Source organism: Eximiradius sp., assembly GCA_937127445.1.
Lineage (GTDB): Bacteria > Bacteroidota > Ignavibacteria > Kapaibacteriales > UBA2268 > JAKIZO01.
The window spans coordinates 37,161-54,710 of record CAKZLY010000013.1 but is presented as its reverse complement, the minus strand read 5'-3'; the positions used below and the strand labels follow the sequence as shown (position 1 = coordinate 54,710).

Below are 17,550 nucleotides of genomic sequence, written 5' to 3'. Positions count from 1 at the left end.
AATCGAACTTTATCCTTTGAAAATTTGTCCTTTCCAGCGGACTTTTTTAGAAAATAGTGTAAAAGGAATTATTAACTCAATTATCAAAAAAAATAGTATTGATGGGATAAGATACAGAAGTAATTTATTTTGTTTGAGCTTGACTGCGCTTGGAAAAATTATCGAAAAATCACCAGCAAATCTCAATAACAATAGCAATATCGCATATATGTAGTTCGCTGTAAATAATGGTGCTACTATGCCAACCCACATAAGTAAGCTTGATAGAACAAAAACAACAGCTTTCCACCCAAGGGTTAATCCGCCCATTGCCCAACGGCGGTGCTGGCTTATGTATTCGGCGAAAGTTCTGCAAGGTTTTGTAATAACTGTACCCCTATAATCGGTTACATAATGCAAGGCGTATCCATAATTATGAACTGTTTTCAGCAATGACAGGTCTTCGGTTACAGAAAATGGGATTTTTTTGTAGCCGCCAATTTCTTCGTATACTTTTCGGCGAACAGAAACGTTGTTGCCATAACATCCAAGTGGTATATCAAATGCAATACCAGCCGATGCCATTGTATTCATATAAATCCACTCGACAGATTGAATAATATCGAATAGTCGCTTCCCATCGATTAGTGTGAATGATGCAACCAAGCCAATATGCTCGTTTGCATAATTTTTTGTAATAGTACTAATCCATTCGGGATGGACTATACAATCGGCATCGGTCATCAATAATATTTCTCCTTTGGCTACTTCTGCTCCGAAATGCAAAGCACCAGCCTTGCCACGTAAATTTTGTTTTTGTTGTTCGTCTTTGATGCTCAAAACTTTTATGTTATCATATTTTGCGGCAACTTTTTGCATTATCTGTAAAGTAGCGTCGCTTGAGCGGTCGTCAATGGCGATGATTTCAAATTTATCTTTTGGGTAATTGCTCGATGCAAGTGCAATCAGACATTGTTCGATTGTCTCTTCTTCATTACGAGCTGGGACAAGCACACTTATAGCTGGGGTAAAGCTGATTTGCCCAACACTTTTTCTTCTGATTTTACTTGCTCCAATGAACATAAACAATGTTCGAGCAAGATAAGCAACAACAGCAGCAGCAATAATATATATCATACTTTTATTCTTTTTTAACAAAATTAACAATTAAAGGATAATTTTTAGTTAAGATTAGGGAAAAAATAAAAAAATATTTTGTAATTATTGAATTAATATAATGTTAATTACATTAGAACAAAAATTGTTAGAATAGTTGTAGATAATTAAATAATGAATTTCTTTAATAACTGAGGAAAAAGTTCTAAACAGTAGAAAAAATATTTAAAAAATGTAAAAATTTGTTAATTTTATTTGGGATAGGTTTCTATTTTTGTTAAATTAATACAATGAATAGAACTAATAAACCAAATAATTTATTAACAAAAATGGACGAGTTATGGAAATAAAAGGCTCAAAAGTATTAGTATTAGGTGGTTGGGGGCTTGTTGGTTCCGCAATATGCCGCAAATTAATGGAACACGAACCTGCACAATTAGTTATATTGTCTTTAAATCAGTGGGAAGCAGAAGATGCTGTTGCTCAATTGAAACGTGAATTCCCATCAGCCGATCCAAATATGTTCATCCCAAAATGGGGCAATATCTTTGCTCGTTCGGAATGGAAAGATATAAATTGGGGTGATGTTATTGCTGATGATGCAATGCGTGGTGAATTCCTCAAAGATATATTTTTTGATTTGGACGATAAAATTCTTAAACATTCTTTCTTGTATAATCTCATAGTCGAAACAAAACCAGATTTAGTAATAGATTGCATAAATACAGCAACTGCAATTGCTTATTTAGATATTTACAATACTGCAATCAATGCAATAAAGAAAATCGACAAAGGCGAATTAGACAAAGCTCTTATCGAAAGAGTTATCGCAAGCGCTTATGTTCCGCAACTTATCAGACATATTCAAATACTTTACCGCGGTTTGCTCGATGCCAAAACTACTATGTATTTCAAGGTTGGCACAAGCGGAACAGGCGGTATGGGTGTGAATATCCCATATACTCATAGCGAAGAGCGTCCATCGCGTGTACTGCTTTCGAAAACTGCTGTTGCAGGTGCTCAGACTTTATTGCTTTTCTTGCTTGCTCGCACTCCGAATGGACCAATCGTTAAAGAAATAAAGCCAACTGCGGCTATCGCTTGGAAAAAAATTGCTTATGGAGAGGTAAAACGTCGCGGCCGTGCTATCCCACTTGTTAAGATGAATTTTGATGATGCTCGCCCTGCCGAAGGGAAATTTGTATTCGATGATGCAACTGGTGTGGTTGATACTGGCGATGTATATAAATCAGTATTTATTGATACTGGCGAAAACGGCATTTTCTCCAAAGGTGAATTTGAGGCAATAAGCGCACTCGGGCAGATGGAAATTGTTACACCTGAGGAAATTGCTGAATATTTAGTTTTTGAAATTCGCGGTGGCAATACGGGGCGTGATGTAATTCAAGGGCTCGATGCTTGTACATTAGGTCCAACATATCGTGGAGGTATGCTAAGAAATATCGCTCTTGATAAAATCAAGAAGTTAGAAAAAGAATATGGCGTAGATTCTGTCGCTTTCGAGTTGCTCGGTCCTCCAAGACTATCGAAACTTCTCTATGAAGGCTTTATTTTGAGAAGAATAGTTGGAGCGATGAAAGATATTTCAAAATTCACTCCTGAAGAACTCTCGCAAAAAGCACTTGAACTTGTGAAAAACGATGAGAAATTATTAGCAGAAATGCTTTCGATCGGATTAGTTGTCCTATTGCCTGATGGTAAGAAATACCTTCGTGGAAAAGATGTAAAAATCCCAGTTCGCCGTGGAGAAGCGCAGCTCGATATGACTCCAGAAAACATTGAACAATGGTGCTACGAAGGATGGGTTGATCTGCGTCCGAAGAGCTTCTGCGATTGGCAGGAACGTTGCGAAAAAATTATGGAGCATGCCCGCCAAGTACCAGATGACGAAACGGGTTCAAGATACTCATATACATTAGATTATTGGAATCATTTCGAAACATTCGAAGAGGGCAAAATTGCTGGTTGGCTTTTCGAATTCGAAGATAAAGGTTGGAGATTTAAACGTTAATAATAATAAGAGTACATTATGGAAATTAATTCAATAAATAGAATGTTTTTAAATACACATTTGGAGTTTACAATGAAGAAATTTATTCTTATTATCGCACTGTTTATTGGTTTGCTTGCAAATAATGCACTTGCAAACAATGATAAGAGCGATGAAATTCAACGCAAGAGCGGGCTTACTATTCCTGCTGGTCCAAATACTCCTACCACATATCCTATCCAGTTTAATGAAACTAACACGGATAGGCAGGGAGTAAATCGTGCAGCATCCACGGGATATTACTTCGTCGATAGCGACGACCGTTCTGTTGGATGGGGTCCAAAAGACGATTTCGTTGATACTACTTTCCAACCAACAACCTGGAGAAGAATCCTTCCAGGACCCAGACTGGTGGATTCCACATATTGGCAAATTAACAAGGAAGAAGGTTTGAGATTTTTCCGTAATCCTGCTCAGGTAAACTTCTTCCGTCATCGTGATGCAAACAACAACCCAATTGTAGTGGACTCGACAGATAATGCTATTGCCGGTCCAATTCCAATTGGTTTCGGTTTCTATTTTAACGGCATTCGTTACGATTCTTTCTATGTTTCGACTAACGGTATAATTGCTCTTACAAATCGTCGCTATTATTATAACTCAGCTGGGCAAAGGACAATCCCACCGGGTGCTACTACTGCCTACGACCCAATGAGTATGGATTGGTATGTTCGTACAAGAACGGGCGATGGCCTTACCGACCCAACTCCAGATGATTTCGGATATAGAGTATCTGTGCTGAATAATCAAATTACTACGGCTACTGCAGGTATTCGTGCAAATGGTGGTGGTCAGCTAAATACTCTTTCGACAACTACTAACCGTGGTGCATATATTGCACCGTTCTGGGGACCAATGCACCTTTCACAGTGGAGTGTTAGAGACAACCGTCCCGATGACCACGGACGTGTTTACTATAAGAGAGAAATTGATGGAAGTAAATTAACTATATATTTTGTTAATATTGCGCCTCAAGCTGGTACATATCAATTCCCACAAGGAACATATAGTGCACAAAGCAACCGCCGTCCCGGTGATGTTGGGTATGTTGTAGCAAACGCTCAAGTGATTTTAAATAGATTGGACTCGTCAATTACTATTTATTATGAAAGCTTTACAGGAATGTATCCAATTAGTGCTATGTCGAAAGTTCCTGCTGCTACTGCTTTTGGTGTATTGGCAACAGCTGGTGTTACCGGTTGGGCTCGTGATGCAGCTTATGATACAAAAACTGGAACAGGTTCATTCCCATGGGGCCCTACCTCAGCTTCTGAATATCAGCAGACTACACACTATTTCGATAGAGTTACTCAATCATCTATGAGCTATTTATGGCCCCACAATAATTTGGGTGTTCGTTTTAAACAATGGAAAAATACACTAAGAGTTGTCGATATTCAATGGCGTGTTCGTGACGAAAATACAGCTGCTTCTGATTTGTCTTTTAGCAAGCAAATCACAACCGAAGAAGCTGCCAGCTACGAATTGCTTGCCGGTGAACCCAAATTGGGTGCTATTCAGCCTGTTGCTTTAATTCATAATGTTTCCAACGATATTCAAGGTCCTTACGGCGTGAACTTCACTCCTCAGGATGCTATTTTTAGAGCTCGCTTTATGATCTATAACCTTGCTACTTATACTGAAAATCCTGTTACTAAATTCCGCCAGCCAATTCCAAGAGTTGTATATAACCGTTTGATTAGAGTTACTCAAAAATGCTTGAATTTAGCAGCTCAAACTGCCGACCCAGATTGTGGCGACGATCCATACACTATGGTTCGTTTGTCCAATGTTACAAAAACTGGCAATAACTATACCGCAACACATGTCTATCCACTTCCAACGGGTGTAAATGGTGTTCCTCCATATAGATTTGTTCAAGTTTTCTTCCCACCTTTTGAACCAAATGAGTACATTCCAGATCACATTGGTAGAATGCGCGCATTTATCATTGCAGATGCTAATACTTCACCCGATCCATCATTGCCACCTCTTGGCGACAGCTGGCCTTTCGACGATACAACCAATGTTGACTTCATCGTAATGAAACGTTTACAAGAATTCAACGATGATTTCAGTGAATATCACAGTATATACAAAGTTGCAATGCCTTCAGTTCACAAATGGGTGAATATTGGTGCTATTGTTGCCGATGGTGAACAAAACTCACGCTATCCACTCCCACCACGTGGTGTTTTCTCAGCTGTCAACAGCACTAACGATCAACTTCGCTCACCAGTTCTACATGTAAACAGAAAGAATCTTGACGGTTCAGATTGGAGCCCAAATCAGAATACTCCAGGTGGCGATATTGTAACATCGTTCCCAATTGACCTACGTAATAAACGTGGTGCTGTACTATCTTTTGCAGTTCAAAGAACTCTCAACGGACCTGGCACTACCTGGGATCGTGGTTTTTCGGATCAGCAAATCGTAGGTGTCGAAGGACGTCTTGTCAGTGGTCTCGATAGGGCAACTTTATACACAAATGCTGCTTCTGTTACTCGTCCCGATGGCGACTCTATTGTAATTGAATTTATGCGCCCAAGTCCTGATGGTATTAGATTTGTTACAAATGTAAAAGACTATAATCGTTGGCGTTGGCATCCAGTTCCAAACTCAACACCTTATTATGGTATTCCGGCTTTTGCTTTGTTCGGTATGGGCGGTTACTTTATGGGCTGGGACGAAAAAAATCCAAATATCCCATTAAGGCGTGACCCAACCACTAACTCGAATGAAAACGGATTGCGTTTCGACCAATTTGATGATGGTATAGACTGGGGCTTCCGCCGTTTCCAAATTCAAATCCCTGATTCATTTATTTTAGCTCCAAATGATGGTGCTAAAAACTTCCGCTTCCGTATTCGTGTTGTTGCTCGTAATCACTGGAAAGGACTACCACCAAATATCCAAGATGACGACGATGACTTCCTTGTAGATAACGTTCGCATAGTAATGCCATCGAATAAGCCTGACCTTGAAGTTACTCAGGTTAGACCTTTGTGGCCTTACACCCTTGCTCCTGCTTCGCAAGCAACTGATATCCCAATATTAGTTAATCTTAGTAATAACTCTGATATAAACGCTTCTTCTTTCAAAATTAAAGTTAAAGTATTCCGTGGAGCTGGTTCATTCGGCGATCCTGTTTACTGCCGTGTAATTGAACTTGCTAACCTTAATGCTCGTCGTTCAATTGAAGTATCCATGCCTAACTGGAATGCAAAAGTTACTGGCGAGGGTACCTATCGCATACAAGCTATCTCTATATTTGAAGGCGGCGATTCATACATAAAGAACGATACTACTTACACTGATTTCCAAATTAAGTTTGGCGACGTCTTTGCTTATGACAATCCTAATAGAGAAGAAAACCAACTCCCGGAATTTTCTGGCACTGGTGGAAGCGGCCTTTCTTCGTTTGGTCAAGCTTATGGTGGTACCGGAGCTGGACTCGGCTCGTATACTAATCCAGTATATGTAATGGGTGGTAATGGAGCTGGCTCTGGAAGTGGTTCAGGGCAATTTGCTATGAAAATTACTTTGTTCAATGCTGATACTCTCTATGGATATAAAGCCTTGTTCGGAAGTTTGAACCAAGCTATGAATGACATTGCCTTCTCAGTTTACACTGGCGACCCGAATGTAAATACACCGATTTCTCTCTATCCGAACTCCAATATTGTTGCTAAACGTGGACTTGGCAGTGGTATGATATTCCCACAGTTTGATAGATACGTTCTCTATAGAATGACCGATTATGGACGCCAACCAGTAATCCTTAACAAAGGCACATACTGGATTTCTATTGCTCAACTTGGTCTGGAAGGATTGCATCTTGGCGCTACCGGCTATCGTATGGCTATGAGAACAACATCTCAATATGTTGATCCTCAAACTAACCTCGCTGGTACTGCTCTTGCTTGTAACTTGATGATTGATAAACAATTCCGTAAATGGGTTAACAACGAATATATCAACGATAATTACTTCTGCTACGAAGACTTAGCTGGTTCTGGCCAATGGACTGAATTTATGAAAACTTATGGAAACCCAGCATTTGCTCATCTGCACCACTGGGGTATTCCTCCACAGGATGGTACTACTCAAACATTCTCTCGTGGTACTTTCATTCCGATGCTTCGTCCATTCTTCGGATTTAAAGTTTATGAGCCTGAAAACGTAGTGCAAATCTGTATTGACGATATTCCTGTCGAATTGCTCGATTTCCGTTACGACATTCGTTCTAATGTTGGTATAGATCTTTTCTGGGAAACTGCATCCGAAATAAACAACTACGGTTTCTATATCGAAAGACGCAAAGCTGGCGAAAACGAATCCGAATGGAAAACTATTGGTTTTGTTCACGGTGCTAACAATTCCTCAACTATTCGCCACTACAACTTTACTGATAGAAGTGTAAAACTGAATGAAACTTATCAATACCGCTTGCGTCAAACTGATTTGGACGGTACTCAGTACTGCCCAACAAGCGAAGTGCTTACTGTTACTTTTGATATGGTTGATGAACTGAAAGTTGCTCAAAACTCACCAAATCCATTCAGGACCGTTACTAATATCGATTTCAATATGCCTGCTACTCAAAATGCACGCATAGAAGTTATTGATATGTTCGGTAATTTAGTTAAAGTTCTCTACGATGGTCAGCTACAACGTGGATTGAATACTGTTTCCTGGGATGGAACTAACAGCAACGGTTCTACAGTACCAGCTGGAACTTATATCTACAGAATTTTCTCCGGAAATGAAGTAGTAACTGGCAAAATGTCATTCGTTAAGTAATGATTTCTATTGCGAAAGAAGATGCTTGCTTATGCAGGCATCTTCTTTTTTATTTGAAATCAAGGAGTTCAATTATGGATACAATTTTTGGAAAAATCATCAAACGCGAAATCCCTGCCGATATAGTCTACGAAGACGACGATATCGTCGCTTTTCGAGACATCGACCCCAAAGCACCAATTCATATTCTTATTATTCCCAAAAAGCCAATACCGACTATAAATGATATTGAAATAGAAGATGCTGAGCTAATTGGCAAAATATTCATTGCTGCAAAAAAAATTGCGAAAGAAATGGGAATTGACCAATCTGGTTATCGACTCGTTATGAATTGCAACAAAGACGCTGGCCAAACTGTTTTCCATCTGCATTGTCATTTGCTTGGTGGGCGCCAGCTTCTATGGCCACCTGGATGATGATTAATATAATATTTTTATGAAGCACATTTTCACTGAAAACTGAAATTGTGCTTTTTTTTTAACGCCATCTTTTTTATCTCTTTTTTTTTTATTATCTTTGTATTTTAATGCATTATTGGATAAATGTATACATTAAAAATATCATATTGTCATTTTAGTACAAAAGAGCGGCGAAGAATTTCCAGACCGCCCTTTTCTCTTCCCACATCTCGTGCTGGCAAAATATTGCAGTTTCGGCACTACCAAACTGATGCTCCCGTTTGATAGAACCTTTCTTCTCATACATTTTTGTTTAATTTTTGTTTTTAGGAGATAATTATGAAAAAAGACTTCCTTTCAGTTTTGGATTTTACAACAGATGAAATTCTGGCTTCTTTCGAATTAGCAAAAGATATGAAAAAAGACCGTAAAAAATATTCGAAAGCATTAGAAGGCGAAACTCTTGCTCTGATTTTCGAAAAGCCATCGCTTCGTACTCGCACAAGTTTCGACGTTGGTATCCAGCAACTCGGTGGATATTCCTTGTATCTTTCGCCAAACGAAATAAATTTAGGCAAACGTGAATCTGTTTACGACGTTGCAAAAAATTTGGAACGTATGGTACAAGGTGTGATGATCCGCACTTTCGGACACGATATTGTTGAAAATTTCGCCCGCTACGCAAGAATTCCTATCATCAACGGTCTTACGGACTATTCACATCCTTGCCAAGCTATGGCAGACTTCCTTACAATTTTAGAACACAAAGGAAAATTCGAAGGTTTGAAACTTTGCTATGTCGGTGATGGCAATAATGTTGCTCACTCGCTCATGGATGCTGGTGCTCGTCTTGGCGTCAATGTTACTATCGCTTGCCCGAAAGGCTTCGAGCCGAACTTGATTGCTTTCCAGGAAGCTTCGGAAGCTGCAAAAGCAACTGGCGCAAAAATTGAAGTTGTTCATTCACCACAAGAAGGCGTCAAAGGTGCAGACGTTGTTTATACTGACGTTTGGGCATCTATGGGTCAGGAAGCAGAAACTGCAAAACGCCGCCAGATATTTATGCCTTTCCAGGTTAATGCTGAACTTATGAAACATGCAAAAGATGATGCTATATTTATGCATTGCTTGCCTGCTCATCGCGGCGACGAAGTTACAGACGAAGTTATCGATGCTCCATATTCAGTTGTTTTCGACGAAGCTGAAAACCGTCTCCACGCTCAAAAAGCAATTATGTATCAATTAATGAAAAAGTAAAAGGAGTTTATCGTGGCTTATACAGCTTTGATTGCCATTGGCGGCAATTCTTTAATTAGAGCTGGGGAGCGCGGCACTATCGAAGAACAACTTGCTAATGCACACGCAACTGCAAAATCTATCGCCCAAATGATAAAAATGGGCTGGCGTGTGGTTATCACTCACGGCAACGGTCCGCAGGCTGGCGCCGCTCTGATTCGTTCAGAGCGCGCCGCCGGCGAAGTTTATACTCATACACTCGATATGTGCGTCGCTACTACTCAAAGTGAAATTGGTTATATGCTTCAAACCGCTTTGGAGCACGAATTGCGATTGCTCGGCTTAAATAAATTAGTTACCGTTGTGCCTACTATGGTTGCCGTCGACCCAAGCGACCCGGCTTTCCAAAAACCTACCAAACCAATTGGACCTTTCTATTCAAAAGAAGTTGCACAGGAGAAGAAAGAAAAATTAGGCTGGGACATTGTCGAAGATGCTGCCCGTGGCTATAGACGTGTTGTCCCATCGCCTGAACCTATGGAAGTGCTTCAATTAGAAGTGATAAAGAAAATTATTAATTTGGATATTATTACAATTGCTCTCGGTGGCGGTGGTATTCCCGTTGTCAAGCGTGAAGATGGCTCTATTGTCGGCTGTGAGGCTGTCATCGACAAAGACCGTTCCTCTGCTTTGCTTGCTAATGGACTAAACGTAGATTTATTCATTATTTCTACTGATGCGGACCAAGTTTATGTTAATTATAAAAAAACCGATATGAAAGGTCTGCGTTATGCAACAACTGACGAACTGCAAAAATACTACGACGAAGGGCATTTCCCCGCTGGTAGTATGGGGCCAAAAGTTGAATCTGTGATTCGATTTATTAAAAATGGTGGACAAAAGGCTATCATTACATCTTTCGAATGCTTGATGGATGCTCTCGAAGAAAAAGCAGGAACACACGTTTCTAATTAATTTTTTTTCTTATATTTGCAAAAACTACTTCAAGGAAAAATATATGCGTCATATTGTAGAATCCCAGCAGTTCACCGTCCCAAAAATCCTCGAATTGTTCGAACGAACCGAGCTGATGAAAAAAATCGTTGCTCGTGGTGGTACTCGCGACTACGAGAATAAAATTATGGCTTCGCTTTTCTACAAGCCGTCTACTCGTACTCGTTTTTCGTTTGAATCTGCTATGTTTCGGTTGGGTGGCAAAGTTCTGTCCACCGAGCAAGCAATGGAATTTTCATCAGAAATCGAGGGCGAACGTTTAGAAGACACAATTCGTATAATCGCAAACTATTGCGATGCTATTGTTTTGCGGCATCACGAGGAAGGCGGTGCAAAACGTGCTGCGGCTATCTCGTCGGTGCCTATTATCAATGCTGGTGATGGTTCCGGCGGTCAGCACCCAACCCAAGCTTTGCTCGACCTTTATACTATCTATAACGAATGCAAAACGCTCGACGGGCTGTCCGTAGCATTTGTTGGTGCGCTCGATTATGGGCGAACAGTTCGTTCGTTGGCTTATCTTTTGAGCAAATTCGAGCGAGTGAAACTATATTTTGTGGCTCCAAAAGAAATTCAGATTAAGCCCGACATATTAGAGCATTTGGACGAAAAAGGTGTAAATTACCAACTTTTGGATAATATTGGCGATATTATCGGCAAAGTCGACGTTGTTTATCAAACCCGTATTGAACGCGAACGTCTCGAAAACAAGCATGTTGACTTATCTCAATACAACATAAATTTAGATGTTTTGCAAAGAATGAAATACAATTCAATCATTATGCATCCGCTCCCGCGTTCTGTAGAAATAGACCATTCGGTGGATGCGGACCCGCGAGCAGCATATTTCCGCCAAGCTGAAAACGGCTTGTACGTGCGAATGGCGCTCCTAACGATGATTTTCGATAAATAATACTTTGCCCCGCCAAAAAGAGCGGGGCAATTTGCAATATTTATTCCTGCTTTTTTTCATTAATTTATCTAAACTCTTTAATAATATTTTTTCAGCTAAATGAAATTAATTAATAATTAAACGTTTATTAATTTTAAATATAAATATAATTAATTTTTTGTAATATTTTTGTTTGATATTGAAAACTGTGTAAAAAATTACACATACTATTTTGATTTTTAGGTATATTTTATTAATTTTGAATTAATTGAGTAAATAATATGGTTAAAATTGAAATATCGTTGGACCTTTAAGAATGAAGACGATACAGCAGTACATTATTTAGCAAAGCAATTAAAGATACCGGTTAGTCTGGCACGCGTTCTTGTTGCAAGAAATTTGAAAACGGCAGAAGAAGCTGAAAGCTTCTTCGAGCCATCTCTCGATAAGCTTCACGACCCTTTTATTATGAGGGATATGAGAAAAGCAGTCGAGAGAATTCTGAAAGCACGAGATAATGGTGAGCAGATTTGGGTTCACGGTGATTACGATGTTGATGGTACTGCAAGTGCGTCTATGGTGTGCCTCTTCCTAAGGGAGATAGGGGTACACGTTGATTATTATATCCCTGATCGCTTCGAAGATGGCTATGGTCTTTCTAAAAAAAGTATTGATTTAGCCCGCCAGAAAAATTCTAAAATATTAATTACAGTTGACGTCGGTATTACTTCTTATAGTGCCCTTCGCTATGCTAACGAAAGTGGCTTAGACACAATTATTTGTGACCACCACGAGCCCGGCGATGAACTTCCGGATGTTTTTGCTATTTTAGACCCACTTATTCCTGGCTGCGAATATCCTTTTAAGCCTCTGGCTGCCTGTGGGGTTTCTTTTAAGTTTATTCAAGCTATTTCGCAAGAAATTGGTAAACCTGAAATAGCCTACAAATACCTTGACTTCGTTGCTATTGCCTCCGCTGCTGATATGGTGCCGCTTATCGGTGAAAACCGTATAATGGTTTATTACGGTTTGCAGCAGCTTAATACAGAACCACGTCCGGGCATCAAGGGGCTTATCTATTGCACCGGCTTGAAGTTAGGGCATATCACTGCATCAAACATTGTTTATGCAATTGCTCCTTTGATTAATGCCGCCGGACGCCTCGGCGATCCGCGCCGTTCCGTCGAAATGATGATACAACAAGATGAATATGCTTCTTTCCGTATTGCTCAAATGCTCGAAGACGAGAATCGCAAACGCCGCCTCTTCGATCAACAAACTTTCGACGAAGCTGTGCCAATTGCTGAACAACTTATTGCCGAAAAAGATAGACGCAGTTTAGTTATCCACGGCCCTAACTGGCACGCTGGTGTCATCGGTATCGTTGCTTCGCGACTTGTGGATAAATTCCACCTTCCGACCGTACTTCTGACTACTATCGATGGTATTGCCAAAGGTTCTGCCCGCAGCATAAACAATTTTGATATTCACTCTGCTCTGAAAAAGTGCGAACATCTTCTAATTGAATTCGGCGGGCATAAACACGCTGCCGGACTATCGCTTAAAATCGAAAATATTCTTGCTTTCCGCGATGCTCTCGACGAAATTGCTCACCAATTTATTACTGAGGATATGCTTGTGCCGAAAATTGAAATTGATGCCGAACTTCAATTCAATGAGCTTTCCCCGCAATTTTTAAAAATTCTAAATAAATTTGCTCCATTCGGCTTTATTAACAACAAGCCTTATTTCTTTACTCGTGGCGTAAAATCGCTAAACGGCGTTAAAATTGTTGGTAGCAATAGCATCAAATTCCGGGCTATTCAAAATAACTTTGTCATCGATGCCATCGGTCCAAATCTTGCTCATAAAATTCATCTTTGCACCGGTGGCAAATCGTTTTCTATTATTTACAATCTCGAAACCCATAATATGAATGGGCAAAAATCACCACAAATTTCTATTAGAGACATTAGACCCGATGAATGATAAACAACGCTTTTGCCAAATACTGTTTTGAACGGATAAGCGAAATCTATCTTAGCACTGATTTAAATAATCGTCAAAAAATCCTTGCTGCTTTCAAAGTGTTCAAGGATTTTTTTATTAAATTAGATGAAGATAATTCGCAGATTTTTTCAAGCTTCTATCAACGCATCATTTATATCATCAAAAAAAATAATTTCGACAGCAAACTTGCGAAAAGAATTCACTTTGTTCGATACGTAGCAAATCAATCGCGAAAGAACAATGACAAAATTACTGAAATTCATTTCTTTACCTACTTTGCTAATTTATTTTTGATACTCCATTTTGTTGCCAAACAAAAATTAGCCTTTCCAGATAGCCAACTTGCAAATTTTACTAATATTGAACTAATTTCAGACAAACGCTCCAAATCCCATCCTTTCATAAAGTCGAGCTTTCGAGCTTATGTCAAACATGTAGAAACTGATAACGCAAGCGATTTCTGCTTGCTTACTATGGAAAATGATGACGGCACAATATTTAAAGTTAAACTTAATCATCATTGGCAATCGCTCAAAAGTGAACTTTCTGAAAACACCACTCTACAATTTCATAATCTTTCGCAAAATGGAAATATTTTCGAGACAAATCGCTATTCTCTCGTTGTTTACGAGCCTGACTATTTAATCGATGTTACTGATATAGCTGAATGCTTTTCACAAAACGACTTTAATCCTTTTCTCTATTTTGTCAAAAAAATTGGCGAGCGAACTACAAACCCCGCAATGTTAAAAGGAAATATTGTTAATACCCTATTTGACGAACTTATTCTTGATAAACAGACAAACTATCAAGAATGCTTTCAGAAAGCACTCAAAAGCAAGCCAATTCAGTCAGTTGCAGCAGTTCGTTCTATTGATGAGCTGAAGGACCTATATTACGAATTACTCAATATTTTTGATATTATTAAGCAAAATGTTCAAAAAATTTCCTATGATCGCGCTTATATAGAACCTACATTCATTGCCCCAGAATATGGAATAAGCGGGCGTTTGGACTTGCTTGCCGAAAATTCAAAAGAACTATTTGCTGTGGAACTGAAAAGTGGGAAGTCCCCAAATTCCAATTTATACTACGCAGACTACGACAAATCCTATTCGCTTGCTATTTGGAAAAACCATGTTATTCAAGCTATGTGCTATATTATACTGCTCGAAGCAAACTTTAGCGATAAAACAGTTTTCGCAAGCATACTCTATATTGCAGCAGCCCAAAACCAACTTCGTAACGTCCCAAATACTTTGCTGCTTAAACAGCAAATTATTCGTTGCCGAAATGCTATTACTATTCTTCTAAAAAAAATAGCCGATAACCCTGAAATACAACTGCATAAATTTTTTTCAGATGAATCATATTCTTCGAATTTGCCACCATACATTATTGCTGATTTCGACCTGTACAAGCAGCTTTACAATTCAATCTCGAAATTGGAACAAAAACTTATTGCCAATATGATTGGATTCATTGTTCGATTGAGTTTTCACAACAAAATTGGTGATGAATTTGGATCAACCAGCGTTTCATCTCAGTGGCTTGAATCAATCGAAGAAAAAATCGAAAAAGGCACAATCATTGCAAATCTTTCGCTTATACCTGAAAAATCTGATTTTATCAAAATGCATCTTACTTTTGCAAAAAATGAAATTAGTTCTAAAATTAACATTCTTCGCAAAGGCGACCTTTGCATTTTAAAAAAGCAAAACTCTGACGCTGCTTCTGACAATAATAATCAGGTGCTAAAAGGTATTGTTTCGTCAATTTCTAATTCTGAAATTACCATAAGTTTAATTAACAAACTTATTAACTTTAATTTTGATACCAATCATAAATGGACAATCGAACAAGAACAAAGCGATGCAATTTCGGGCTATCTATATTCATCTGTGTCCTCGCTTTTGAGGTGCTCCCCGCAAAAACGTTCGCTTCTTCTTGGACTGAACAAACCGCAATCTAACCAGCATCCCGAAATTTCATATTCCGAACTTATTTCTGAACAAAATCAGTTGCTAAGAAAAATCATTGCAGCTAACGATTATTTCCTTGTCCAAGGACCGCCCGGAGTGGGAAAAACCTCATATTTGCTTCGCTTTTTAGTCAAATATTACTTCGAGAACACAAACTCGAATATATTGCTTGTTGCATACACCAATCGTGCTGTTGATGAAATTTGTCTTACTCTTAAAAAAATATCGCCCGATTTTCCATTCTTGCGGCTTGGTAGCAAAGAAGCGACCGAAATTGAAGAAAATTCTATTGCATTTTTAGGTGAAAAACTTCGTTTTTCGGATTTATTCCTGAAAATTAAAAGTTGCCGTGTTTTTGTCAGTACTATTTCATCAATTCTTACTTCAAACGAACTTTTCCAAATAAAGAATTTTGATATTGCAATAGTCGACGAAGCAAGCCAAATTTTAGAAGCTTATATTTATTCATTGATTACGCAGGTGAGAAAATTTGTGCTTATTGGCGATGAAAAGCAACTTCCTGCGGTTGTTCCATTGCAAAATGGACGTGCAAAAATCAAAGACGCTGAACTTTCGCAAATAGAAATGTCAGATTTAAGCATTTCATATTTTGAACGCTTGCTAAAAATTGCACAGAAGAATGGCTGGGATAATTTCTACGGTATGCTTTCCTATCAATCACGAATGAAGCAACCTATAATGAATTTAGCAAATTATCTGTTCTACGAAAACAAACTTCAACTCTCTGCTTTTGTAAATCGCATTCCCACCGAAGTACAATTTTGTGACGATTTTGAGATTTTAAATGCCGACGATATAATTTTTATTAACACGCCGACAACAAATTCCAGCAAAACAAACAAAATTGAAGCAGAAATTGCCTCTAAAATTGCAAAATCTCTTGCTCAAAAATCAGGTAGCTGCCTTGATAATTCCGATATAGGAATAATTGTTGCTTTCCGATTGCAGGGCAGCGAGATATATAAAAATCTGGGTGAACTTGCCCGTATAATTGATGTCGATACAGTCGAGCGTTTCCAAGGTTCCGAGCGACGAATAATTATTATTTCCTTTGCTGTTAATAAGCAAGTAGAAATTGATATGATTTCTAATATTTCGACGTTCAATGGTAGAATTATCGACCGCAAACTGAATGTTGCAATTACCCGAGCCAAAGAAAAACTAATTATTATTGGCAATGCACAGATTTTAATGCACTCACCTGTGTATTACAAATTGATTAATTATATTAAAGAAAGGCACTTATTTATAGATTACAAGAGAATTCTATCAGATGGAAGTGATCACAAGTCTTAATACTTCAGACCATTTTGTAAAAAATAACAGTCGCCAGCCTAATATTCCACCGAAACTAATAAATGTTATTCCCGCAAATTGCTTGACACGAATGATTAAATTATCTGAAAACTTGCTTTTCAGTCTGAACACAATATTCGATAAAGTATAGAGCCAGACAAAATTCCCTATCCCGAAACCAATCGAATATATAAAATTATTGAATGTTGTAACTTCAAATAAACCAAACTTCTGAACCTGAATGCCTACATACCCGATCGATGGCAAGAAAGTCGGATTTGCAATATTTGCGATTGCCAACCCAAAGCCTAACAGAAACGGTCCTTTTTCTTTGAAATGACGAACGAAGTTGTTTTTGTTTTCTATATCGGCATCTTCAATTTGCTTGTCAGACTGAGATTTGCTTTTTAAACTATATAATCCGTAAGCTAAAAAGCCTATTATTAAAATTGTCTGAAACAAAATAGAATAAATAGGATGACAATCTAAAAAACTATGTAAAGCTTGCACAACTGCAGTAGCAGCAGTAATTGCGATAAAGCAAATGATAAAGTCAGCAACTCCTGAACCAATTGCGACATACATCGCAGGTCGTATCTTTTTATTTAGTCCCATCTTAATTGATAATACGCCTATGGGACCCGGTGGCATAGCAAGAATAAAACCTACAATTAATCCTATAAGAAGAGCTGTTATCAAATTGACACTAAATAATTATACATTTGCATAAAT

11 protein-coding genes are annotated in these 17,550 nt (G+C 38.5%); 9 read left to right on the top strand and 2 right to left on the bottom strand.

Features of this window, described 5'->3' with window-relative positions; all coding sequences use genetic code 11:
• Window positions 1-9: 9 nt before the first annotated feature.
• The gene (locus tag AC6QZF_RS02430; RefSeq protein ID WP_499798288.1) at window positions 10-1,116 is read right to left on the bottom strand and encodes a glycosyltransferase family 2 protein; all 1,107 of its coding nucleotides are present in this window, start codon (window positions 1,114-1,116) and stop codon (window positions 10-12) included.
• 319 nt (window positions 1,117-1,435) lie between these two features.
• Between AC6QZF_RS02430 and AC6QZF_RS02425 the strand changes: the two genes are divergently transcribed.
• From AC6QZF_RS02425 to AC6QZF_RS02385, 9 genes are all read left to right on the top strand, one after another.
• Window positions 1,436-3,127, top strand: coding sequence for a short-chain dehydrogenase (locus AC6QZF_RS02425; RefSeq protein WP_499798287.1), 1,692 nt, complete (start codon window positions 1,436-1,438; stop codon window positions 3,125-3,127).
• Window positions 3,128-3,199: 72 nt separating this feature from the next.
• The gene (locus AC6QZF_RS02420) at window positions 3,200-7,969 is read left to right on the top strand and encodes an NIDO-like domain-containing protein (RefSeq protein WP_499798286.1); all 4,770 of its coding nucleotides are present in this window, start codon (window positions 3,200-3,202) and stop codon (window positions 7,967-7,969) included.
• Between the two features lie 71 nt (window positions 7,970-8,040).
• The gene (locus AC6QZF_RS02415) at window positions 8,041-8,385 is read left to right on the top strand and encodes a histidine triad nucleotide-binding protein (protein WP_499798355.1); all 345 of its coding nucleotides are present in this window, start codon (window positions 8,041-8,043) and stop codon (window positions 8,383-8,385) included.
• Between the two features lie 126 nt (window positions 8,386-8,511).
• Window positions 8,512-8,652: a hypothetical protein gene (locus AC6QZF_RS02410; RefSeq protein ID WP_499798285.1), complete on the top strand. Its 141-nt coding sequence runs from the start codon at window positions 8,512-8,514 to the stop codon at window positions 8,650-8,652.
• A 54-nt stretch (window positions 8,653-8,706) separates the two neighbouring features.
• The gene (gene argF, locus AC6QZF_RS02405; protein WP_499798284.1) at window positions 8,707-9,624 is read left to right on the top strand and encodes an ornithine carbamoyltransferase; all 918 of its coding nucleotides are present in this window, start codon (window positions 8,707-8,709) and stop codon (window positions 9,622-9,624) included.
• A gap of 12 nt (window positions 9,625-9,636) precedes the next feature.
• Window positions 9,637-10,578: a carbamate kinase gene (arcC, locus tag AC6QZF_RS02400; protein WP_499798283.1), complete on the top strand. Its 942-nt coding sequence runs from the start codon at window positions 9,637-9,639 to the stop codon at window positions 10,576-10,578.
• 43 nt (window positions 10,579-10,621) lie between these two features.
• A complete protein-coding gene (pyrB, locus tag AC6QZF_RS02395; protein WP_499798282.1) occupies window positions 10,622-11,530 on the top strand; it encodes an aspartate carbamoyltransferase in 909 nt (302 codons plus the stop codon).
• Between the two features lie 270 nt (window positions 11,531-11,800).
• Window positions 11,801-13,498 (top strand): single-stranded-DNA-specific exonuclease RecJ, encoded by a 1,698-nt coding sequence (recJ, locus tag AC6QZF_RS02390; RefSeq protein WP_499798281.1) that lies wholly within the window; start codon window positions 11,801-11,803, stop codon window positions 13,496-13,498.
• On the top strand, window positions 13,495-16,818 hold the full coding sequence (locus tag AC6QZF_RS02385) for an AAA domain-containing protein (RefSeq protein WP_499798280.1): 3,324 nt from the start codon (window positions 13,495-13,497) through the stop codon (window positions 16,816-16,818). The genes recJ and AC6QZF_RS02385 overlap by 4 nt, the downstream gene beginning before the upstream one ends.
• On the opposite strand, the gene AC6QZF_RS02380 is transcribed toward AC6QZF_RS02385, so the two are convergent.
• The gene (locus AC6QZF_RS02380; protein WP_499798279.1) at window positions 16,792-17,517 is read right to left on the bottom strand and encodes a LysE family translocator; all 726 of its coding nucleotides are present in this window, start codon (window positions 17,515-17,517) and stop codon (window positions 16,792-16,794) included. The genes AC6QZF_RS02385 and AC6QZF_RS02380 overlap by 27 nt on opposite strands.
• Window positions 17,518-17,550 lie beyond the last annotated feature (33 nt).